Raw genomic sequence first — 22,001 nt, forward strand, 5'->3', positions numbered from 1 at the left:
CCCATCAAATCAGCGACTCCAGCCCCCGCAGCAAACCTTTTAACGTCAGCGCAGCGCGCGCGGCAAGCAGCGTGCCGGCGACATAAGGCTGGGCACTGCAGCCAGCCTCGTGGCGGATGACCAGTCGCTCGCTTTCTGTCGCATGGATGCTTTCGACTGCGAGAACATAGGAAGGCAGATACACGCTGTGCAACTGGACTGCATGACTGCCAGAACCGATTGGCACCCCCCTGCTCCCTACCAAGCCTTTCAATTTTTCGAGCGGGATCGTGGTGGGCGCCTGGCGCAGTGCGGAAAGTGCTTCTGCGAGCTCCCGACCGGTGCCCGTAGGGACGTCTTGTTTACGCGCGCTGGCGTACTCGACAACTTCTACGTCAGCCAGATAGCGCGCCGCTTCGAGCGCGAAGCGTTTCAACAGCGTGCCGCTGATGGAAAAGTTGCCCGCAGCGACCACACCAACACCGTGCTGCCGGGCCAAAGCATCCAACGCCTGGAGCTCGACTTCGTCGAGGCCACTGGTCCCGATCACAAGCGCTCTTCCCGCTCTGATGACAGCGGGCGCGTGAGTACGAACACCTTCGGTATTCGTGTAGTCGATGACCACATCCGATGGCAGGTTCAACGCTTCATCGAGCGTACCTACAATGGCAATACCGGTGGCGGGTAAGCCCAGAGCAGTACCCATGTCTTCACCGGCACGGCTGCGAGAGACACCTGCGACTACCTCGACGCCAGGCGTTTTGATTGCTTCACGAAAAATAGCTTGCCCGACCCAACCAGTCACTCCAGCAATAACGATTTTCACAGGTCCATTCCTTTTTTTGCGCACAACACTTCTAAGGCTAGCCATGAGGCAGCATTCGGTTCCAGGCCGCTAAAGTGCCTGGGTCTTCATCGGCAACAATGGCGACGCACCGAAGATTAGAGCGCTGGTTAAGAAGGAAAAAGCGCTGTAGCGTTCGAGCATCTGTAACCGGTGGTTAGGAATATGAATAAATTGCAGTCGATGCAGGTGCTGCTTGAGGTGGTAGACGCAGGCAACTTCAGTGCCGCTGCTCGCCGCCTGGGTTTGTCTGCGGTTATGGTGGGAAAGCACGTACGGCAGCTGGAGGAGTTACTCGGCATGCGATTGCTGGAACGAAGCACTCGCAGCCAACGCCTGACCCAGGCGGGCAAGGTGTATTGCGAGACAGCTCGCGGGGTACTCAACCAGATTAAACTGGCCGAAAACACCATTGAATCCATGCACGCGAATCCGCGAGGCATGATCCGCATCAGCGCGCCACACAGCGTGGGAGCCACATGGATTGCTCCGTTGGTTACCCGCTATCTACGCCTCTATCCCGCCGTGAAAATTGAACTCATTCTGAGCAACGCTTATGTGAACCTGATCGATGACCAATTTGACTTAGTCGTTCGGGTAGGGGCGCTGCCCGATTCAGAGCTGGTCGCACGCCGGCTTCCGCCCTACCAAATGGTGATCTGCGGAGCGCCGGACTACTTGTTGCAGCGGGGCACGCCGCAGGTCCCCCGCGACCTCGAGCGCCACTCGTGTCTTGGACACTTGTCTGTCTATGGCTGTATTCAATGGCCGTTACACAACGCTGACGGCTACTGCTGGACGGGAGATGGATGCTTTGCTTCCAACGACAGTCATGCTCTGCGTCAGGCCGCACTGGGCGGCGCAGGTCTGATACTGCAGCCCGAACTATCAGTGATCAATGATTTATCCACCGGCCGTTTGGTGGAAGTGCTACGCGATCATCGCCCAACGCCGCTGCAGGTCCACCTGCTCTACCTCCCTGCGCGTAAAGAACACAAGGGATTTTCCAACTTGGTGGACTTCATTCTTGCCCAGACCCACAAGACCGGAAAATACGATTAGCGCCTCCCGGAAAAGCGACGGTCGTCCCGCGCTGAATCGATAGGGCCTGGCACTGACTTGCGGCGCCTGTAGCCCTGACGATCTTCAGGCCACCCAACGGCGCGTGACCTCCATGCGTTGGAATGCTGGGCCAATGCAGCCGTTTGTCACCCATAGCGTCGTTTTCGCCAAGACAACTGTCTCAAGGTGGGTGATACGAGTGTGCGCCGCACACCCCACCTTCTACTGGAGCGCATCCCCATGAAAATCGGCTTTTTGGGCCTCGGCAATATGGGTCAGGCCGTGGCTGGCAATCTGTTGAAAGGCGGTCATGAACTGCTGGTCTGGAACCGTTCCCCCGAGGCCGCGCAGCCACTGGTCGAGCAAGGTGCCACGGCAGTCACCGAGCCTGCCCAGGCGTTCGCCGTCGACGTGGTGTTCAGCATGCTTGCCGACGACAAGGCCCTGCGCGCGGTGCTGCTGGATGCCGGTCTGCTCAAGCAGCTCAAGGGCCCGCTGATCCACATCAACATGGCGACCATTTCCGTGACCTTCGCCGACGAGCTGGCCGAGCTGCACGCCGCACAGGGCATCGACTACATCGCCGCGCCGGTGATGGGCCGGCCGAACATGGCCGCCGCAGCGAAGCTGAATATCATGGCTGCCGGCGCTGCCCAGGCCATCGACCGGGTGCAGCCGTTGTTCGACCTGATCGGCAGCAAGACCTGGCGGATGGGCGACAAACCTTCCAGCGCCAACGCGATGAAACTGGCCATGAATTTCATGCTGGTCTCGGCCATCGAGGCGATGAGCGAAGCGGCCGTGCTGGTCACTCGCCACGGTCTGAAATCCGCCGATCTGGTGGAGCTGGCGTCGGGGACGATCTTTCCCGGGCCGGTCTACGCCGGGTATGGCGCGCTGATCGGCGAACGCACGTACGAGCCGGCGGCATTCAAGGCAGTGCTGGGCCTTAAAGACGTGGATCTGGTCCTGGCCGCCGCCAGCCAGGTGTCGGTGCAGATGCCGAGCGCCGAGATGATCCGCGCCCACTTGCAGGATGCCATCGACCACGGCCAAGGCGAGATGGACCTGGCGGTGTTGGCCGAAGTGGCAGAGCGGCGCAATCCGCGCTGAGTGCTTTTTTGTTTGCCGTTGATGTGAGGAGCAGACGTCAGCTCATGGCCGGGCGACGTGGAGCCGGTGCAGGGTGATCTTGCGCACTTCCTGCTTGCTGATTTCGATGTGCCGCGTGAGCAACTGCTGGGCCTGCGCGGTCTGGCGACTGAGCACGGCGCCGAGAATCTGCCCATGCTCGTCGTAGGTCGCCTCAATGCGCGCCGCCTGGGTGAAATCCAGGCGGCGAATGATGCGGACCTTCTCGGTGATCTCCAGGTGCAGGCGCGCCATCTCGGTGTTGCCTGCCGCCTCCAGCAGCGCGCAATGGAAACGCTCGTCCAGCGCTGAGACCTGCTGGGCGTCTTGCAGGCGTTCGGAGGGGGTGACGAGCCAGGTGTGTTTTAGTTCATCGATGACCGGGTGTTGCTCCAGATCCAGCGCTTCAAGACGCGCCAGTGCCGCGCACTCCAGCACGATGCGCACGTCGTACAGCTCTTCGAAATAATTGAAATCGAACGCCCTCACCCGCCAACCGCTGCGGAAATACACCTCCAGATACCCCTCGCGCTCCAGCCGATGCAGCGCCTGTCGCACCGGCGTGCGGCTGGCTTGCACGCGCTCGGCCACCTCGCCTTCGCTAAAGCGATCCCCCGGCAGCAGGCGAAACTCGAAGATGTCGTCCTTGAGCTGCTGATAGATGCGCTCGCCCATGTTGTCCGGGCGAGGTTTGGGTGTCTGTGAAGGGATGATGGCCGGGGTGCTCCGTCGGGTGATCTTTGCGCCTGACGCGACGGTGTTTCAGGGCCGCGTCAGGCGTTGGCTCAGGCTTTTTTCAGGCTGCCGATGTACGCGCGCCAGCCACCGAACGAGGTGATGTCCAGCGCGCCGTCAATCGCCCAGGGTTCGCAGATGAAGCCCTTGACGCTGCGACCGTCCTTCAGCGTCAGGGTGCCGATGCCCAGCGGCGCAGGGATCTCGGCCACGAACTCGCCAAAGCGCGCCAGCGGGATGTCCCACAGTTCCACGATGATCGATGCACCGCTTGCGGATTTCACCAGCCCCGGTTTGGGCGGCACAGTGCCGGGCAAGGCGTAGAGCCGGTAGTCGCCTGCCGTGAGCGTCTGTTCGACGAGCACGGCGTCCCGACGGGTCAGCTGCGCGTTGAGCGGCATGCCGGTCAGGTGCGCGCCCACCACGGCAACCCGCACGCTGCCCCGCGGCGCAGTCGCTGGCGATGCCGTGGGCGAAGGAAGTGAGCGACCTGTGGCGCCCAGTGGCAAGCCGACGTTTTCCTGCCAGCGCTGGCCAAACCGGGCGAGCGCAGTGTCGTGCCAGGCCGGCGCAATCAGGGTGATACCGGAGGGCAAGCCATCGGCGCGCATACCGGCAGGCAATGCCAGGGCCGAGAGGTCCGCCAGGTTGGTGAAGTTGGTATAGAAGCCGAACTGCGAGTTGTACAGCACCGGTTCGGCGGCCATTTCCGCCTGGGTGCGCAGGGTCGCGGACGTGGGTACGACCAAAGCGTCGAACCCTATCAGCGCGTCGTTGATCTGCCGGCTCAGCGTGGCCCGCAGGTATTCGGCGCGGTAGGCGTCACAGGCACTGTACCCCAAACCGCTTTCGACGATGCCACGCACCACCGGGTTGATGGCGTCGGGGTTGGTTTCCAGCATCGCGGTCAAGGCGACTGTGCGTTCGGCCACCCACGGGCCGTAATACAGTTGCTCGGCCAGGGCCTTGAACGGGGTGAAGTCGATGCGGGTGATCTCGGCGCCCATGTCGCTCAATCGGTGCAGCGCCTGTTCGAACACCGCCTGATTGTGCGTATCGCCGAAGAACTCCAGGGTGTCCGGCACGGCCAGCTTCATCGCCGCGCGAAAGCCCACCGGCGCCGTGCCCGGGTTGTGGCGGGAATAGGCGTCATCGCCATCGAAGCCTTCGGCCAGGCCGGCGACTTTCTGCGCGTCGTCTACGGTCAGCGCGAAGATGGAGACGCAGTCCACCGTCTTGCACGCCGGCACCAGCCCGGTGTTGGGCAAGCGGCCCTTGGTCGGTTTCAGGCCAACGATGTTGTTGAACCCGGCGGGCACCCGACCCGAGCCTGCGGTGTCGGTGCCCAATGAAAATGCCACCAGCCCCCGCGCCACCACCGACGCCGAGCCCGAGCTGGAGCCGCCGCTGACGTAATCAGGGTTGAAGCTGTTCGGCACGGTGCCGTAAGGCGAGCGGGTGCCGACCAGGCCGGTGGCGAATTGGTCGAGGTTGGTCTTGCCCATCAAAATCGCCCCGGCTGCGCGCAGTCGGGCCAGCACCGTCGCGTCCTCGCTTGCGGTGTAGGCAAACTCCGGGCACGCCGCCGTCGTCGGCCACCCGGCGGCGTCGATATTGTCCTTGATCGCGAACGGCACGCCGTACAGCGGCAGTTGGGTGATGTCGCCGTTGACTGCAGCAAGACGCTCGGCGAGGGCTTCAAGCTGCTCGCTGATCTGCGCCTGACTGGCCCGGGCGATCCAGGCGGTGTCGGTTTCCGGGTAGGCGCTGGCGAACGACAGCAGCACGTCAGGCGACAACTGCCCGGTCTGGTAGGCCATCAGCCACTCGTTGATCGTCCAGCCGATATGAGCGTTTTGGAGGTCATGCATGGGGGCATCCATCTTGTATCCAAGTTTGGATTCAACGAAAGCAAAAGCCGGGCCACTGGGGTGGAAGGTCCGATTGGCTTGGGGACGACGTGCTTTCCGGTTTAATTCGCAGGTTCGCGTGCGCCTGAACGAGGCACACCGTGCAGGGTTTTGGTGCCGCCTCGCACACCACGATCACATAGTGGGACCGGCTTCAGCCGGATGGACGTCCGGCGTCACACCAAAAAAGTGATGGCGAACACGCTGGCCTCTTCCCGGCTAAAGCCAGTCCTACAAAAAGCATCGCGTGCATCCAGTAGGACCGGCTTCAGCCGGGAAGCTGTTGATCTTGATCTTCGAACACAAAAGGCCCAAACACCGCCAATCGCGACTTGGGTGCAGGCTGAACGTAGACGACGCGCAGTGGGCCGAGCCGCATGGATGCGGCGAGAGCGCCGTCAGGACATGGATGTCCGTTCGGCGCGGGCCCACGGAGCGTCGTCGGAGTGAGGGAACCCGACGAAGTCGGGCCTAACCAGGAGCAAGCACCCTTGGTTACTTGGGGTGCTTTTCCAAGTAACTCGCCGAAGGCGAAACCGGAGGCCGTTAGGCCGACCATTGCAGCCGCACCGCGTATCCCGGGGACAGATTAATTTACGATGAAGCGCTGTAAATAAATCAGTCCCCTTCACCGTCCGTAAATAAATCAGTCCCCTTCACCGAGTCAATAAATCAGTCCCCTTCACCGTCAGGTCGAAAATAAATCAGTCCCCTTCACCGCCCTTCACCGTCAGGTCAGGTATTTCCTGAACCAATCCAACGTCCGGTTCCACGCCAATGTTGCCGCAGCGTCGTCATAACGCGGTGTCGAATCGTTATGAAACCCGTGGTTGGCGCCTTTATAAATATGCGCCTCATACGTCTTCCCCGCCGCCTTCAACGCCGCCTCATACGCCGGCCAACCATCAGTGATCGGCTTGTCCAGCTCCGCGTAATGCAACAACAGCGGCGCCTTGATCCGGCTGACGTCTTCAGCCTTGGGCTGCCGGCCATAAAACGGCACCGCCGCCGCCAGCTCCGGATAAGCCACGGCAGCAGCATTTGAAACACCGCCGCCGTAACAAAACCCGGTAATCCCGACTTTCCCGGTGGACGCGTGATGGGCCATCAGCCATTCGATGCCGGCAAAGAAATCGTTCATCAGCTTCTCGGGATCAACCTTCTGCTGGAGCTCGCGGCCCTTGTCGTCATTGCCCGGATAGCCCCCGACCGATGACAAACCGTCAGGCGCCAAGGCGATAAAACCGGCTTTGGCCACCCGCCGGGCGACGTCCTCGATGTAAGGATTCAGGCCGCGATTCTCATGCACCACCAGCACCGACGCGACCTTGCCGTCGGCTTTTGCCGGCCGCACCAGATACCCGCGCACCTGGCCGTGACCTTTGGGCGACGGGTAGGAAATGTATTCAGCAATGATGTCAGGATCGGTGAATTCGACCTGCTCGGCGAGCGCGTAATTGGGGCTCAGCGACGCCAGAATGGTCGTCGCCGCAAGCCCGCCCACAGCGAACACGGCCGCGCGATCGAGAAACTCCCGGCGGTTGATCTTGCCGTGAACGTAATAGTCGTAGAGCTCAAGCAATTCCGGGGCGAAGTCTTTGGCGGTGAGACGGGTCATCTGTGCGCATCCTCATCGATTGTCCAACGGGCACAGGCCTAGAACCGAGCGCCTGAACGTGCCGCAGCGAGCCCTCAGTAAAGCAGTATTTCGCCAGCCTGTATCACGCCGCGACGTGACGGCACCCCACTTTCAAACGCTCCCTTTCCAACAGGCTCGATGTGGGCTAGCCTGAGCGGCGCAGTTGTACGACGACGTACAAAGCCACCTTTCTTCAGAAATGGCCGCTGCATGCCGCTTCCATCAACAATAAAAAAGGATGCACTCATGACCCGACTCAAACTGACCCTCGGTTTCTTGTGCCTGTTTTCAGGCTTCGTGGCCGCCGCCCCTTCTGCCGATGAACAAGCCGTCGCCAAGGCCGTCGACAACATGACCCAGGCGATGCTGCACAAAGACATTGCCACCCTTGGCGCGCTGACTTCGGACAACGTCACCTACGGACACTCCAGCGGCAAGGTGCAGAACAAGGATGAATTCATTGCGGACATCGAAACCGGTCGCAGCGGCTTCAACACCCTGGAAATGAAAAACCAGACAATCAACATGAACGGCGACACTGCTCTGGTGCGCAACCATTTCTCCGCCGAAGCCGTGAACAGTGGGAAGGTTGTGCCGACCGAGATCGAAAACTTTCAGGTCTGGCAGAAACAGAAAGGCCAATGGCTGCTGATCGGACGCCAGGCGTTCAAATTCTGATGGCGTGACTTCAACGTCTGGGCCGACCGGGTGCCTGAGAGGGTCAGGCGCCGGTCGGCTACATGTCTGTTTTTACCGCCCGTTGAGCTACAACGCTTCCAACTCCTGCAACACCGCCAGCACATTGCGGGTCGAGCGCTCGACGCTTCCCGCACGGTGCGCAATGCCCAACTCCCGCCACAACGCCGGCTGCAACGGACGCATGACAATGCGGCTTTCCGGCGCGGGCGTGGAGGCTTCGTGGGGCAATAATGTCGCGCCGTAGCCCGCCCCCACCAGACTCTTGATCGCATCGTTGTAATTAAGCTGAATACGCGGCGTCGGCTGCGGCCCCTCGCCCGCAAACCACTCCGCCACCTGACGGGACAGCCGCGTGGTGGCGTCGTTGAGAACCAGCGGCTGACCGGCAAGCCAGCTCGGCGTGATGACCGGCGGGCAATCCCAGCGCGCCGGCAGAAACGCCATCACCGGGTCGCGCCGCCACGACTGTATCGACAGGCCCTTGACCGGCGCCTGGGGCAACGCAATCACGCCAATGTCCAGGCTGCCGTCCGCGAGTTTTTGCAGGGTCTGCTGCGACGTCAGCACCGCGACCTGCACGTCGATGCCGGGGTGCAACTGCTCCAGGGTTTCCAGCGCCTGGGGCAGCAATTGCGCGATAACGCCGGTGGAGGCCCCCAGTCGAACCCGCCCGGCCAGCCCTTTGACCTGACGCTCGACGTCTTCCAGCGCCTGTTCGGCGTCGGCCAATAGACGCCGCGCGCGCTCGATCAGCGTATCGCCGATGGCCGAAGGCTGAACCCGTCCACGGGTGCGCGAGAGCAACACGCCGCCCACCCGTTGCTCAAGATCGGCAATGTGCAGACTGACCGTCGGCGGCGCGAGATTCAGCACCCGCGCCGCTTCGGCAAACGAGCCGTGGTCGGCGATAGCCACCAGGGTGCGCAAACGATCCAGACTGATTTCCCGCACTGGCCCATCCTTCCTTCAGAAAAGATGAAGTGTACCGTCATCAAATTCAACTTTCTCTATCAACGATAGGGCTTGAAGATGTCAGTCATTGACGACCTTCAGCGGAATTTCAACCTCATGCCAACCCCCATTGTGTTCATCGACGGCGACCAAGGCACCACCGGCCTGCAGATTCACCAGCGCCTGCAAGGCCGCACTGACCTGCACGTGGTCACCCTTCCAGCCGAGCATCGCAAGAATCCGGAAAGCCGCGCCGCCGCGATCAACGCCTGCGACATTGCCGTGCTGTGCCTGCCTGACGATGCTGCCCGGGACGCAGCGGCGAGCATCACCAATCCCGACGTGCGGGTTATCGACGCCAGCTCTGCGCACCGCACCCACCCCGACTGGGTCTACGGTTTCGCGCAGATGAGTGACGCGCAGAAACAACGCATCGCCACCGCCCGCCGCGTCAGCAATCCGGGCTGCTACCCCACCGGGGCGATCGGTCTCCTGCGTCCGTTGCTGGAGGCGGGTCTGCTGCCGCGCGACTACCCGATCAGCATCCATGCGGTGTCAGGCTATTCAGGCAAGGGCCGCGCCGGGGTCGATGAATTCGAAGGGCCGGACGCTGCCCAGGCGATCCCGTTTCAGATTTACGGCCTGAGCCTGGCGCACAAGCACGTCCCGGAAATCCAGCAATACAGCGGCTTGAGCGAGCGGCCGGTGTTCATTCCGGCCTATGGCGCGTTTCGTCAGGGCATCGTGCTGACCGTCGCGCTGCAAACGCGCTTGCTGCCCAACGGGGTGACCGGCACGACGCTGCATGCTGCGCTGGCTGAGCATTATCAAGGCAGCGGGTACGTCGAGGTGATGCCGATGGAGCAATCGCGCGCGCTGAGCGGGATTGATCCGCGCCAGCTCAACGGCACGGATAACCTGCGGCTGATGGTGTTCGAGAACGAGGGCCACGTTTTGCTCGCCGCCGTGTTCGACAACCTGGGCAAGGGCGCGGCCGGGGCGGCGGTGCAGAACCTGGATTTGATGATTGCGGGTGGCTGACTGACGTTCGACCCGTCGTGCGTTACAGCCATCTCGCGTCGACGCTGCCCAGCGCGCTCGCCGGTAAATCCCACTGCGTCGGGGTGCCTTCAATCACTCCGGCGGGCTTCAAGCGCAGCGCCGGGCCCCACGCGGTGTGCTCGATAGCGTCGGAATAATCGTCCGGATTCAGTGGTCGCAAGGCTAAAAGCTGCGCCTCGGTCGGAACAAACGACATCAGCGATAACGCAGTGCGCGCCAGGGAAGCCCGGACTTGAACGCCGTCGCCGGTGATCAGTCGCTGAGTCAACCCGTGCACCGCTGCCGCCGCCATCAAATACCCCGTGGCGTGATCCAGTGCCTGCACCGGCAGCGGCACGGGCCGGTCACTTCCCGCTGCGACTTTGCCGGCGTCGGCGATGCCGCAACTCATCTGCACCAGGCTGTCGAAACCCCGTCGCTCCCGCCATGGGCCGGTCCAGCCGTAGGCGTTCAGCGAGACATCCACCAGACCGGGATTGAGCGCCCGACGGCGTTCGGCACCGAGGCCCAGCCGCGCGAGGGCATCGGCGCGGTAGCCGTGAACCATCACGTCCGCTTCGCTGATCAAGCCCTCCAGCACTGCGCGGTCGGCAGGGTCGCGCAGGTCCAGCCGCGCGCAGCGTTTGCCCAGCACCACTTCGGGCACTGTGCCAGGCTCGTCCCAGCCAGGGGGATCGATGCGCAAGACCTCAGCGCCGAAACCGGCGAGAAACCGCGTCGCCACCGGGCCGGCCAGGATGCGCGTGAGGTCGAGCACGCGGATGCCGCGCAGGGGGCGTTCGCGGGGAACGCTCCACTCGGGTCGTGCAGGGTTTGACTGATGCGATGCAGCCGGTCCCGCTGGCGCATCCGTACGATGCAACAAAGGTTCGGCAGCAACGGCGCGACCCTGGGGATGTTCGCGCCAGGCAAGCGCACTGCCCATGGCGGCGGCGCAACCTTGATGGTCGACCACCGCGCTTTCCAGCTCACTTGCCTTCCAGCGCAGCACCGCCTGACTCACCGCATCGCGCTCGGGGGCGGTGTTCAGCACGGCAAGCGCGGCCTGACGATGGTGCGGGGTGTTGGTGTGCAAACGAATCCAGCCATCCGCCGCGCGGTAATCCCCCGCCACCGCGTCCCACTGCGCCGGCAGCGACCAGCCTTCGGGCTGCAGAGACGTGGCGAACCAGAATGAGGCCAGGCGCCGGTCGACCGTGATCGGCGGCAACGTGCCGTGGGCCTGATCGATCAACTCGCCTACCGCCAGATGCGCGGCAGCGAGGGCCGCTGTGGCGAAATCGGTGACCGGAAATGCCGAGACCAGCGCGCCTTCGCCGCTGATCTGAAGATGATCGAGATAGCGAGGCTCGCCACCGAGGGCCAGCCAGAATTCACGCAGGAAATGCGAGCAGGCAGTGTCGGAATGGGCAGTGGGCATAAGGCGGCGCTCTCGGAAGTGGTGAGAGCAGCCTAGCAAATGAGTGTGGGAAGGGGCGTGAAGCTGGCGTATCTGCCGCTGGAGATGCAGCTAATGCACTGGCCTCTTCCCGGCTGAAGCCGGTCCTACTGACACCGCGCGCGCATTTCGTAGGACCGGCTTTAGCCGGGAAAGCGGTGTCTCTGCCGGTGGAGATTCAGCGAATGCACTGGCCTCTTCCCGGCTGAGGCCGGTCCCACAAAACCCCGCAGTGTCTGAGACATTCACCCGCCCAACAAAAAATTCCCCGGCCGGCTGCCCTCGCCCGCTTCCAAAACCGGCACTTGCGCGTCGTCCTTCAGGCTCACGCCGGACAATTGCCGGCGCCAGGCTTCGCGCATCAGGTACAGCAACTTGTGCGCCGCCATCGCGTAACTCATCCCCTCAAGGCGCACATTGGAAATGCAGTTGCGCGCAGCGTCGTTCAGACCCACGCGCGGTGCGTAGGTGAAGTACAGACCGAGGCTGTCCGGTGAGCTGAGGCCTGGCCGTTCGCCGATCAGGATCACCACCATGCGCGCCTTGAGCAGTGCGCCGATCTCATCGGCAACGGCGACCCGGCCCTGTTCCACCAGCACCACCGGCGCCAGGCTCCAGCCTTCAGCTGCCGCCATTTCATCGACGCGCTCCAGCATCGCCGGGCTGTGACGCTGCACCGCCAGCGCAGACAAGCCGTCTGCGACCACCAGCGCCAAATCAAATCCCTCAGCATGCGCAGCCGCGTAATCCTTCAGTTGCGCAGCCGACGCCTCGGACAAGCGCCGCCCCAGATCAGGCCGTTGCAGATACATATGGCGGTCGGTGGCCGAGCTTTGCAGGGTCAGCGTTTCCCGGGACCGACCCGCCAATTGCTCAGCCAGCGCCCCGTGATCGAACGCCAGATGCACGGCATCGCGGGCCTGGGCGTGGGCGAACTGGAAATCCAGCTGCGCCGCTGTGGGCAGGCTGGTACCGGCATGCCCGAGGGCGATTCGCGCCGAGGTCAGCGAGCGCAACTGCTGCCAGGCATCGGCGTGTGCGGGTGATTTCTTGTCATCGCTCATGGCTCAGGCCCTTATCTCCACTGCTGATCAAGCGACTAATTCAATTGCGCCAGCGCCTTGCGGAACAGCGGCGGTACGCCCTGCCCCAGCCGCACGCCGCCGTCATCCTGGCGCAGAATGTCCATGCGCGTCAGCCATTCCTCGAACTCCGGCGCCGGGCGCAGACCGAGGGTCTTGCGTGCATACAAGGCGTCGTGAAACGAGGTGGTCTGGTAATTGAGCATCACGTCGTCGGACCCCGGAATGCCCATGATGAAATTGATCCCCGCGACGCCGAGCAAGGTCAGCAGCACGTCCATGTCATCCTGATCGGCTTCGGCATGGTTGGTGTAGCAGATGTCGCAACCCATGGGCACGCCGAGCAGCTTGCCGCAGAAATGATCTTCAAGCCCGGCGCGAATGATCTGCTTGCCGTTGTACAGGTATTCCGGGCCGATGAAGCCGACCACGGTGTTGACCAGAAACGGGTTGAAATGCCGCGCGACGGCGTAGGCCCGGGCCTCGCAGGTTTGTTGATCGACGCCGTGGTGAGCGTTGGCCGACAAGGCGCTGCCCTGCCCGGTTTCGAAGTACATCAGGTTGTCGCCCAGAGGCCCGCGCTTCAGGCTCAGCCCAGCTTCGTAGCCCTCGCGAAGGATTTCCAGGCTGATGCCGAAACCGCTGTTGGCCGCTTCGGTGCCGGCGATGGACTGAAACACCAGGTCCAGCGGCACACCTTTTTCGATAGCGGCGACCGAGGACGTGACGTGGGTCAGCACGCAGGACTGGGTGGGAATCTCGTAATGACGAATGACGCCGTCGAGCATTTTCAGCAGTTCGCTGATGGCGCTGACGCTGTCGGTGGCCGGGTTGATGCCGATCATGGCGTCGCCGTTGCCGTACAGCAGACCGTCGAGCACGCTGGCGGCGATGCCGGCCGGGTCATCGGTGGGGTGATTGGGTTGCAGCCGGGTGGACATGCGCCCGCGCAGGCCGACCGTGTTGCGAAAGCGGGTGACGACGCGAATCTTCTGTGACACCAGCACCAGATCCTGCACGCGCATGATCTTCGACACCGCTGCTGCCATCTCTGGGGTCAGCCCCGGCGCCAGTTCCTTGAGGCTGGCTTCGGTGGCGTCGTCCCCCAGCAGCCAGTCGCGAAAGCCGCCGACCGTGAGGTGGCTGACCGGGGCGAAGGCCGCGCGGTCATGGCTGTCGACGATCAAGCGAGTGACTTCGTCCTCTTCGTAGGGAATCAGCACTTCGGTGAGAAATTGCTTGAGCGGCACGTCGGCCAGGGCCATTTGCGCCGCCGCGCGTTCGGCATCACTGCTGGCGGCCACTTCGGCCAGGAAGTCGCCGGAGCGCGCGGGGCTGGCCTTGGCCATGAGTTCCCGCAGGCTGTCGAAGCGCCAGACCATGCCACCGATGCTGTGGGAAAAGCTCATGCACACCTCTTCATTCGAACCGCGTGATTAACCGGTGACCGCGACCGACGCACTGCGCCCGCGGACCATTTTGCAGAACAGCGCGCCCACGGCCATCAGGCAGATGAATATGGCGCAGATCAGCAGGTTGAACCAGACCATGGCGACGAGGCACACCACCGCCAGCACAAGGGCGATCCCCGGCACGATCGGATAGCCCGGCGCGCGGAAGCTGCGCTCGAGGTTCGGTTCGCTGCGGCGCAGCTTGAACAGGCTGAGCATGCTGATGATGTACATCACGATAGCGCCAAACACCGACATGGTGATCATCGCCGCGGTCAGTGTCATGCCCTGCAGGTTGATCACGCCGTCACTGAGGATTGCGATGATGCCGATCACGCCGCCCGCGAGGATGGCGCGGTGTGGGGTCTGGAAGCGCGACAGTTTTGCCAGGCTCGGCGGCAAAAAGCCCGCCCGTGCCAGGGCGAAGAACTGCCGCGAGTAACCGAGGATGATGCCGTGGAAACTCGCCACCAGACCGAACAGGCCGATCCACACCAGCATGTGCATCCAGTTGGAGTTACCGCCGACTACCGCTTTCATCGCCTGTGGCAGCGGGTCATTGATGTTGGCCAGCGTACGCCAGTCGCCGACGCCGCCGGCGAAGATCATCACGCCGATCGCCAGCACCACCAGGGTCAGAATACCCGCCACGTACGCACGCGGAATGGTGCGTTTGGGGTCTTTGGCTTCTTCAGCCGCCATGGCCGCGCCTTCGATGGCGAGGAAGAACCAGATGGCAAACGGGATCGCCGCGAACATGCCGCTGATGGCCGGCAGGCTGAAGGTGTCGGAACCGGCCCAGCCGCCCAGGACAAAATTGCTGAAGCTGAAGCCCGGCGCGACAACGCCCATGAACACCAGCAGTTCGGCCACCGCCAGGATGGTGACCACCAGCTCGAAGGTCGCGGCGATGCTCACGCCCAGGATGTTCAGGGTCATGAACACGAAGTACGCGCCGATGGCCGCCACCCTTGGGTCAAGGGACGGGTACTGCACGTTGAGGTAGGCGCCAATGGCCATGGCGATGGCCGGCGGGGCGAAGACGAATTCGATCAGTGTCGCCAGCCCGGCGATCATCCCGCCGGTGACGCCGAAGGCACGCAGGCTGTAGGCAAACGGGCCGCCCGCATTGGGAATCGCAGTGGTCAGCTCGGTGAAACTGAAGATGAAACAGGTGTACATCACCGCGACCATCAGCGTGGTCACCAGAAAGCCCAGCGTCCCGGCAGTGCCCCAGCCGTAGCTCCAGCCGAAGTATTCGCCGGAAATCACCAGGCCAACGGCCAGTCCCCACAAATGCAGGGTTCCCAAGGTGGGTTTGAGTTGTGAAGCAGTCATGAGCGTGTACCCCGGTAGCCAGGCGACGGTATTTGTCTGACATCGAGCATAGTCACAGCTGACGGGCGAAGGCTTGACCGTACGGCGCGCGGTTTGTCGTCTGCGGTCAAGTTTTGGGGGTATCTGCCGGGGGTGCGCCACGCTGGCGCGCAAAAATGGCCCGGTGCTTTATTGGGGGTCACGATTGCAGGTCAGTGTAAGGCTGCATTTCCGGGTCGGCGTGGCACCGTACTTCCCAAAACCCTGGTTGCCGGATGAGTCGCCGGGTAGCACCGCGCCTCTTGTGGGAGCGCGCTTGCTCGCGAAGCCGTCCGCCCAGCCGAGATGCGATCAAGCCTCCACAGCTGAATGGCAGGCCGGCGCGTGGGTGTCGGAAGGCGTGCTGAAGCCATGAAGGTATGACATTTGCTTGCACACTTTGCCTACACACCGTCAGAGCCTTCACCCCCATGTTCCAGACACTCGTCCCCGCCGCCGCATCGAACACGCCAGCCGCCAGCAATCGCGGCGTGCTGTCGGCTGCGGCCAACGGGCTCGATGGCTTCATCGTGCAGCACGGCGGTGATCTGGACCGGGTGTTCGGCCGCTCCGGCATCGACCCCGAGCAACTGCTGCACCCGACCCTGAGCCTGCCGCTGACCAACTACTGCAAAGTGCTGGAAGAAGCCGCCAACCAGACCGGCTGCGACAATTTCGGCCTGCGTTACGGCCAGCAATTCCGTCCACAGGCGCTGGGTCTGCTGGGCTACATCGGCCTGTGCTCGGCGACGCTGGAAGACGCGCTGATCAACTTTTCCGCCGCCTTCCCCTTCCATCAACACAGCACCCTGATCGAACTGGTCGATCAAGGCGAGTGCTACCGTTTCGACTATCAGGTGCGCCATGGCGCGATCGCCGAACGCCGCCAGGACGCCGAACTGACCATGGGCATGGCGCTGAACCTGGTGCGCCACGTGCTCGGCCCGGACTGGGCACCTCGGCAGGTCGCCTTCGAACACGCCAAACCCCAAGGCTGGCACGAGCACCGCGACGTCTTCCGCGCGGACGTGTGTTTCGGGCAGCGCTGCAATTCACTGCTGATTCCCAAGGGCGATGTCGTGGGCAAGGCCATGCCCGGCAGCGACCCGGTCTTGCTGATGCTGATCAAGGACGCGATCCGTCAACTGGGCGATACCGGCAGCGGCACAAGCAACGGCCACGACGCCACGCTCCTCGACCGCGCCCGCCAGACCCTCCTCGCCACCCTGCACTTGGGCGAGCCGGCGCTGGACGAGATCGCCCTCACCCTCGGCCTGTCCGAATGGACCCTGCAGCGCAAACTGCGCGAACACGGCATCAGCTTCACGCAACTGGTCGACCAGATCCGTCAGGAGCTGGCACTGAACCACCTGAAACAGCAGAACCTCAGCATCACCCAACTCGCCTCGCTGCTCGGCTACTCGGAAACCAGCGCGTTCTCTCGGGCGTTCAAACGATGGTTCGGGGTGAGTCCGAAGCAGTGGCGGGGGGGTGATTGCCGGGTTTGAAACGCCGACGGCCGGCTTTCCTTGTTTTTCCAGACAGCACCGGTCATGTGGGAGTGACCGGGGTGGCGCTCCACCTTGCTCATGAAAGGGCCCAAACATTCAGCCACTTTCTCTGGTGACTGACAGGAAGCCTTCGCGAGCAAGCTCGGCTCCCACAGGTAAATCAGTTCCAGCGGGCAGCGCGGCGTCTGGATCAGAAGCGCGCTCTACTTACGCCCCAAATCCTGCAACCAGTCATTCATGTTCCCCGGCAGCAGGAGTTCGTGCCGGGCGCGGGAGCTGGCGGTGTAGAGCAGCGAGCAAACGCTGGCCAGTGAATGCGTCGAGCCCGCGCGCGGTGGGCGCATGAGGTCGCGGGAGAGCAGCACAGAGTCGAATTCCTGATTCTTCACGTCTTCGACTTTCGCCAGTTTGAGAATGGCGGCCGGGTCGTTGCAGAACCTTTGGGTGGTGTCGATGAAGTCCTGCAGCCGGTTGCCCTGGCCGAGCCACTCGTGCATCGCCTTGAATTCATGGCTGCCGCCCATGGCCGAGGCCAGCGCGTCCCAGTAGGCGAAGCGGAAGATCAGCCGGTGTTGCGGGCGCAGGTCTTCACGGTAGAGCAGGTCCAGGCCTTTGACGAACAGCGTCAGATTTTCAAGGGTGCGCGGCGGCATTTGAAAGCGCGCGCCGGCTTCGGTCAGGCGCTTGAACCAGGCAAACAAGCCCCATTCGTTGGCGACCAGAATCGTTGTGGGTTTTTCCGGAATCGGCATGACGCCGTGGCCAATGACCCGCGTCGGGTGCGGTGCGCGGCCCACGAAGCCTTCCTTGATGTCGCTGGGGTGCAACTGAATCATCGGGTTGAGCACGTCGGCCATTTGCTTGCCAGCGCGGATCGACTGGGTCATGAAACGCTGGCGAATGAAGCCGCCGTGGCGCGGGGTCTTGCCGCTGAGCTGCTGGAATTCGTCGCCCAACGTAATGACCGCCTGGGGACTGCGATCAAGGATCTGCACCATCGGCGCCGTCAGTTCGTGGCTTTCGTCGATGATGATGTGGCTGTAGTTCTCAGGGATAACTTCGCTGGTCAGCGCCAGGAACTTGATCCGGTGGCTGTTGCGGATTGGCAGACGAATGTGCGGCGCCGACGGCCTGACCGTTTCGCGCCAGAGCAGGCGGCTGTATTCCAGCAGCAGGGCGATGTCCGCCTGACTCGCTGCGTGCCCCAGCGACGGCAAGTGCCGCGCTTCGATATTCGCCAGCGGCGAGAGGCTGAAACTGTGCACGGTGGCGCGACAGACCCGGGCCACGTCACGGGGCTGCAGCTTGCCCACGGCTTGCAGGTTCAGCCACTGCGCCACTTGCCGGTCATCGACCAGTGAACTGGCGCCGGTCCGCTGAATGTCGGTGTTGCGCCAGCCGCGCGCGGTCAAGTCGCGGTTGAGCAGCAGGTTGGCCATGTGGCCAAACGTGCACGCGTTGATCCGCGCGTCGGGATTGGCCTGACGCACCCGCGCCTGAAGCGCGCTCACCTGGCCCGGAAAGGTCGCCATGAGCAGGGTCTTTTCCGGGACCAGGACCTCGAAGAACTTCGCCAGCAGATACGTCTTGCCCACCCCGGCGTAGGCTTGGAGGTGGAACGACTCTTCGTTGCAGACCTTGAACTCGTCGAAGATCCGGCTCTGCTGATCGCTCAGGCGCAGGACATCGCCGGACGGCATCACGACCTCGCGGGTCAGGGGTTCGAGTTTGGCGCGATGGCGCAGGCCAAAGCCGAAGTCCCACTGCCCTTCCCCGTCGAGGTAATCCTGCTGCTCAATGTCCGCGTCTTCGAGCAGACTGACGCCGGCGACTTCAAGCACCGAGAGCCCTGCGGCCAGATGGTCGACGGTAAACCTGCCGCGCACCAGATCGGCAAAACGACCGCCCGCTTCTTCAACGGAAGCGGCCGCGCGCAGGACATCATCGAGCATGCGTTCGAGCTGTTCGACGGCGGTGTTTTGCGCGACCAGCGCCTTCAGATTGAGCAGCAGCATCAGCGCGGCGAGTGGCGGCCGGCCCGCCTCACTCAGGAAATCGTCCAGCGATTCGCCAGCGGCCAGGCCCTTGCACACCTCTTCGGTCAGGGGCAAAAACAACGACGGCGGGGGCGCGAAGGCAGCGGGTGATCTCATTGCGGGCGTCAGGTCCTGGGCGGCGCGTGGGCGCGGGCAGTCAAAAAGGAGCACAGCTTACTCCTGCCGCCCGATCACCGCCCACTTGCGTGTCGCCTTTACCGGCCAGCCTCAGTTGTCCTGCGGGCAGTTCTGGGCAACGGTTTCGTAGTTCAGGGTCTGCTGCTGACCTTGGGAATCGAGGTAGCGCAGGTGGGCATTGACCACGCCGCACACCGGCGTCGAATCGACTTCGGTGGACAGGGCCTTGGCGATGTCCAGGTGATCGCCGTACATATAAGTGTGCGCTTGAGCAACGGGCTGGGCTTGTGCGGTCAGAGCGCTGAGGCTCAGGGCGGCAAACAGGGTGGCGATGCTGAGGTTCTTCCAGTTCATGATGTGCTCCGGTATTCAATGGGGTCATTCGGTTAGGGGGTCGAGGCGGTGTGCGTCTGTCGTCTCGATGGGTCCCATTGAACGCCCCGCAGGTATCTCGCTTGTGTCGCGAACGGCCGGAAAATCATCCTCACGTGTCAGAGCCCGCTGCAGATACACAGCGATACATTCGCGCCGAAAACCCGCCTTTTGCATGCCCATGTATGCCCGGCAGCGCCAGATACAGTGGAATACAAACGCAAGCAGGCAAGTCACGCGCGACTGGTTAAGATGCGCCACACATCAATGAACGCGGGAGCAGCGGCAATGGAGCACGTCGATCACATTCTGATTGTCGATGACGATCGCGAGATTCGGGAGCTGGTCGGCAACTACCTGAAGAAGAACGGCCTGCGCACCACGGTGGTGGCGGACGGCAGGCAGATGCGCGCGTTTCTGGAGTCGACGCCCGTCGACCTGATCGTGCTCGACATCATGATGCCCGGCGACGACGGTCTGCAGCTGTGCCGCGAGCTGCGCACCGGCAAGCACAAAACCACACCCGTGCTGATGCTCACCGCCCGCAGCGACGAAACCGACCGCATCATCGGCCTGGAAATGGGCGCCGACGACTACCTGGTGAAACCCTTCGCCGCCCGGGAACTGCTGGCGCGGATCAACGCCGTGCTGCGCCGCACCCGCATGCTGCCGCCGAACCTGATCGTCACCGAAGCCGGTCGTTTGCTGGCCTTCGGCAAATGGCAGCTGGACACCACCGCCCGCCACTTGCTCGACGCCCAGGGCACAGTGGTCACCCTCAGCGGCGCGGAATACCGCCTGCTGCGCACCTTCCTCGATCACCCTCAGCGTGTGTTGAGTCGCGATCAACTGCTGAACCTGACCCAGGGCCGCGACGCCGATCTGTTCGACCGCTCCATCGACTTGCTGGTCAGCCGCTTGCGTCAGCGCCTGGCCGACGACGCCCGCGACCCGGCCTACATCAAGACCGTGCGCAACGAGGGTTACGTCTTTACCTACGCCGTGGAAATTCTCGGGGATAGCCCATGAAGCTGAGCTTTGGATGGCCGCGCACCCTGGCGTCACGGCTTTCGCTGATTTTCCTGATCAGCCTGGTGCTGGCCCACGGGCTGTCGTTTGGCCTGCAATTCTATGAGCGCTACCAAAGCGCAATGACGCTGATGCTGGGTAATCTGGAACGGGACTTGAGTAACGCAGTTGCCGTTCTGGAACGCTTGCCCGCCGACGAGCGTCAAGCCTGGCTGCCGCGTTTTGAGAGCCCCAATTGTCGCTACATCCTGGGTAGCGGTGAGACCGGCGCCCCGATGGATATGAGCAACGCGCCGATGTCCGTGCATTCCATGCAGCGAAGCCTCGGCCGCGATTACGCGCTGACGTTCACGGACATTCCCGACACCCGACTGCACTATCAAGCGCACCTGACGCTGAAAGACGGCAGCCCGCTGACAATTGACATGCACCCGCGCATCACGCCGCTGTCACCCTGGCTGCCGTTGCTGTTGATCGGCCAACTGGTGCTGCTGTTTGCCTGCACCTGGCTGGCCGTGCGCACGGCCATTCGCCCGCTGACGCGCCTGTCCCACGCCGTCGATAACCTGGACCCGAACGGCGAAGGCATTCGCCTGGATGAAACCGGCCCGACCGAAGTGGCCTTCGCCGCCGTGGCGTTCAACACCATGCAGCAACGGATTTCGACCTACGTGAAGGAGCGCATGCAACTGCTGGCGGCAATCTCCCACGACCTGCAAACCCCGATCACCCGGATGAAACTGCGCGCCGAGTTCATGGACGATGGCGTCGAGAAGGACAAGCTGTGGAGCGACCTGAGCGAGATGCAGCACCTGGTGCAGGAAGGCGTGGCGTATGCGCGCAGCATGGACACATCCACCGAGACGGCGCGGCGCGTGGACATGGATTCATTCCTCGACAGCCTGGTGTTCGACTACCAGGACGTCGGCCGCGACGTGCAGTTGCACGGCAAAACCGGCGCCGTCATCGAAACCCGCCCCCACGCCCTGCGCCGGGTGCTGGTCAACCTGACTGACAACGCGTTGAAGTTCGGCGGGGCGGCGGAGATTCAGGTCATTGCCCACGCCGACCAGAGCCTGTCGCTGCACGTGCTCGACCGCGGGCCGGGCATCGCCGAAGGGGAATTATCGGAAGTGCTGAAACCGTTTTACCGCGTGGAAAGCTCACGCAACCGCGACACCGGCGGTACCGGCCTGGGCCTGGCAATTGCACAGCAATTGACGATCGCGTTAGGCGGCACATTGACCCTGACCAATCGCGAAGGCGGCGGGTTGTGCGCGCAATTGAAACTGCCCGCGCGGATAGCGACGGGGGCGGTGAAGATCACGGATATTTAGAGGGTGGTGACGATGACCATCCCTGGTGGGACCGGCTTCAGCCGGGAAGAGGCCGATGTGAGCCCTGAACATTCTGCAGTATGACGCCCGGCGCATTCCCGGCTAAAGCCGGTCCCACTGAAAACACCGCGTGCAGTCAGCACGACCAGCTTCGACCGGGATTGGACGCAGAGCGTCCGGGGCGGCGTTGCCACGCGGAGCGTGGGAACGATCGGATTGTGGGTCCATCCGGCGAATGC

19 protein-coding genes are annotated in these 22,001 nt (G+C 63.0%); 7 read left to right on the plus strand and 12 right to left on the minus strand.

Features of this window, described 5'->3' with window-relative positions:
- Positions 1-4: 4 nt before the first annotated feature.
- Positions 5-805 carry a 4-hydroxy-tetrahydrodipicolinate reductase gene (gene dapB, locus BBI10_RS11570; RefSeq protein WP_208600749.1) on the minus strand — a complete coding sequence of 267 codons (801 nt, stop codon included), beginning with the start codon at positions 803-805 and terminating at the stop codon, positions 5-7.
- 183 nt (positions 806-988) lie between these two features.
- Here dapB and BBI10_RS11575 point away from each other — a divergent pair, with 183 nt between their 5' ends.
- A complete protein-coding gene (locus BBI10_RS11575) occupies positions 989-1,885 on the plus strand; it encodes a LysR substrate-binding domain-containing protein (RefSeq protein WP_065988754.1) in 897 nt (298 codons plus the stop codon).
- Between the two features lie 240 nt (positions 1,886-2,125).
- Positions 2,126-2,998, plus strand: a complete 873-nt coding sequence (locus BBI10_RS11580) for an NAD(P)-dependent oxidoreductase (protein ID WP_065988641.1) — start codon at positions 2,126-2,128, stop codon at positions 2,996-2,998.
- A 42-nt stretch (positions 2,999-3,040) separates the two neighbouring features.
- Here BBI10_RS11580 and BBI10_RS11585 read toward each other — a convergent pair whose 3' ends face one another.
- The 4 genes from BBI10_RS11585 to BBI10_RS27185 form a co-directional block, all read right to left on the minus strand.
- A complete protein-coding gene (locus tag BBI10_RS11585; protein WP_065988642.1) occupies positions 3,041-3,691 on the minus strand; it encodes a GntR family transcriptional regulator in 651 nt (216 codons plus the stop codon).
- Between the two features lie 110 nt (positions 3,692-3,801).
- Positions 3,802-5,622: an allophanate hydrolase gene (gene atzF, locus BBI10_RS11590; RefSeq protein ID WP_065988643.1), complete on the minus strand. Its 1,821-nt coding sequence runs from the start codon at positions 5,620-5,622 to the stop codon at positions 3,802-3,804.
- A 769-nt stretch (positions 5,623-6,391) separates the two neighbouring features.
- Positions 6,392-7,279, minus strand: a complete 888-nt coding sequence (gene yghX / locus BBI10_RS11595; RefSeq protein ID WP_065988644.1) for a YghX family hydrolase — start codon at positions 7,277-7,279, stop codon at positions 6,392-6,394.
- Positions 7,280-7,353: 74 nt separating this feature from the next.
- Positions 7,354-7,548, minus strand: a complete 195-nt coding sequence (locus BBI10_RS27185) for a hypothetical protein (protein WP_141695161.1) — start codon at positions 7,546-7,548, stop codon at positions 7,354-7,356.
- Here BBI10_RS27185 and BBI10_RS11600 point away from each other — a divergent pair.
- Positions 7,547-7,978: a nuclear transport factor 2 family protein gene (locus BBI10_RS11600; RefSeq protein ID WP_065988645.1), complete on the plus strand. Its 432-nt coding sequence runs from the start codon at positions 7,547-7,549 to the stop codon at positions 7,976-7,978. The two genes, BBI10_RS27185 and BBI10_RS11600, sit on opposite strands and share 2 nt — an antisense overlap.
- 87 nt (positions 7,979-8,065) lie before the next feature.
- Here BBI10_RS11600 and BBI10_RS11605 read toward each other — a convergent pair whose 3' ends face one another.
- The gene (locus BBI10_RS11605; RefSeq protein ID WP_065988646.1) at positions 8,066-8,950 is read right to left on the minus strand and encodes a LysR family transcriptional regulator; all 885 of its coding nucleotides are present in this window, start codon (positions 8,948-8,950) and stop codon (positions 8,066-8,068) included.
- 117 nt (positions 8,951-9,067) lie between these two features.
- On the opposite strand from BBI10_RS11605, the gene argC reads away from it, so the two are divergent.
- The gene (gene argC, locus BBI10_RS11610) at positions 9,068-9,991 is read left to right on the plus strand and encodes an N-acetyl-gamma-glutamyl-phosphate reductase (protein WP_065988755.1); all 924 of its coding nucleotides are present in this window, start codon (positions 9,068-9,070) and stop codon (positions 9,989-9,991) included.
- A gap of 22 nt (positions 9,992-10,013) precedes the next feature.
- Here argC and BBI10_RS11615 read toward each other — a convergent pair whose 3' ends face one another.
- The 4 genes from BBI10_RS11615 to eat form a co-directional block, all read right to left on the minus strand.
- Positions 10,014-11,432 (minus strand): CoA transferase, encoded by a 1,419-nt coding sequence (locus BBI10_RS11615; RefSeq protein ID WP_065988647.1) that lies wholly within the window; start codon positions 11,430-11,432, stop codon positions 10,014-10,016.
- A gap of 263 nt (positions 11,433-11,695) precedes the next feature.
- Positions 11,696-12,514, minus strand: coding sequence for an ethanolamine ammonia-lyase subunit EutC (eutC, locus tag BBI10_RS11620; protein WP_065988648.1), 819 nt, complete (start codon positions 12,512-12,514; stop codon positions 11,696-11,698).
- 35 nt (positions 12,515-12,549) lie between these two features.
- Positions 12,550-13,941 carry an ethanolamine ammonia-lyase subunit EutB gene (locus tag BBI10_RS11625; RefSeq protein ID WP_065988649.1) on the minus strand — a complete coding sequence of 464 codons (1,392 nt, stop codon included), beginning with the start codon at positions 13,939-13,941 and terminating at the stop codon, positions 12,550-12,552.
- A gap of 27 nt (positions 13,942-13,968) precedes the next feature.
- A complete protein-coding gene (gene eat / locus BBI10_RS11630; protein WP_065988650.1) occupies positions 13,969-15,321 on the minus strand; it encodes an ethanolamine permease in 1,353 nt (450 codons plus the stop codon).
- Positions 15,322-15,770: 449 nt separating this feature from the next.
- Here eat and qhpR point away from each other — a divergent pair, with 449 nt between their 5' ends.
- The gene (gene qhpR, locus BBI10_RS11635; RefSeq protein WP_065988651.1) at positions 15,771-16,847 is read left to right on the plus strand and encodes an AraC-like transcriptional regulator QhpR; all 1,077 of its coding nucleotides are present in this window, start codon (positions 15,771-15,773) and stop codon (positions 16,845-16,847) included.
- 206 nt (positions 16,848-17,053) lie between these two features.
- Here qhpR and BBI10_RS11640 read toward each other — a convergent pair whose 3' ends face one another.
- Both BBI10_RS11640 and BBI10_RS11645 read right to left on the minus strand, forming a co-directional pair.
- Entirely contained in the window at positions 17,054-19,003 is a 1,950-nt protein-coding gene (locus tag BBI10_RS11640) for an AAA family ATPase (RefSeq protein ID WP_065988756.1), read from the minus strand.
- A 111-nt stretch (positions 19,004-19,114) separates the two neighbouring features.
- Positions 19,115-19,378, minus strand: coding sequence for a DUF2790 domain-containing protein (locus BBI10_RS11645; protein ID WP_065988652.1), 264 nt, complete (start codon positions 19,376-19,378; stop codon positions 19,115-19,117).
- Between the two features lie 306 nt (positions 19,379-19,684).
- On the opposite strand from BBI10_RS11645, the gene BBI10_RS11650 reads away from it, so the two are divergent.
- Together BBI10_RS11650 and BBI10_RS11655 are read left to right on the plus strand one after the other, a co-directional pair.
- The gene (locus tag BBI10_RS11650) at positions 19,685-20,425 is read left to right on the plus strand and encodes a response regulator (RefSeq protein WP_065988653.1); all 741 of its coding nucleotides are present in this window, start codon (positions 19,685-19,687) and stop codon (positions 20,423-20,425) included.
- On the plus strand, positions 20,422-21,762 hold the full coding sequence (locus BBI10_RS11655; protein WP_065988654.1) for an ATP-binding protein: 1,341 nt from the start codon (positions 20,422-20,424) through the stop codon (positions 21,760-21,762). Before BBI10_RS11650 ends, BBI10_RS11655 begins: the two co-directional genes overlap by 4 nt.
- Positions 21,763-22,001 lie beyond the last annotated feature (239 nt).

Source organism: Pseudomonas graminis (assembly GCF_001705435.1).
Lineage (GTDB): Bacteria > Pseudomonadota > Gammaproteobacteria > Pseudomonadales > Pseudomonadaceae > Aquipseudomonas > Aquipseudomonas graminis_B.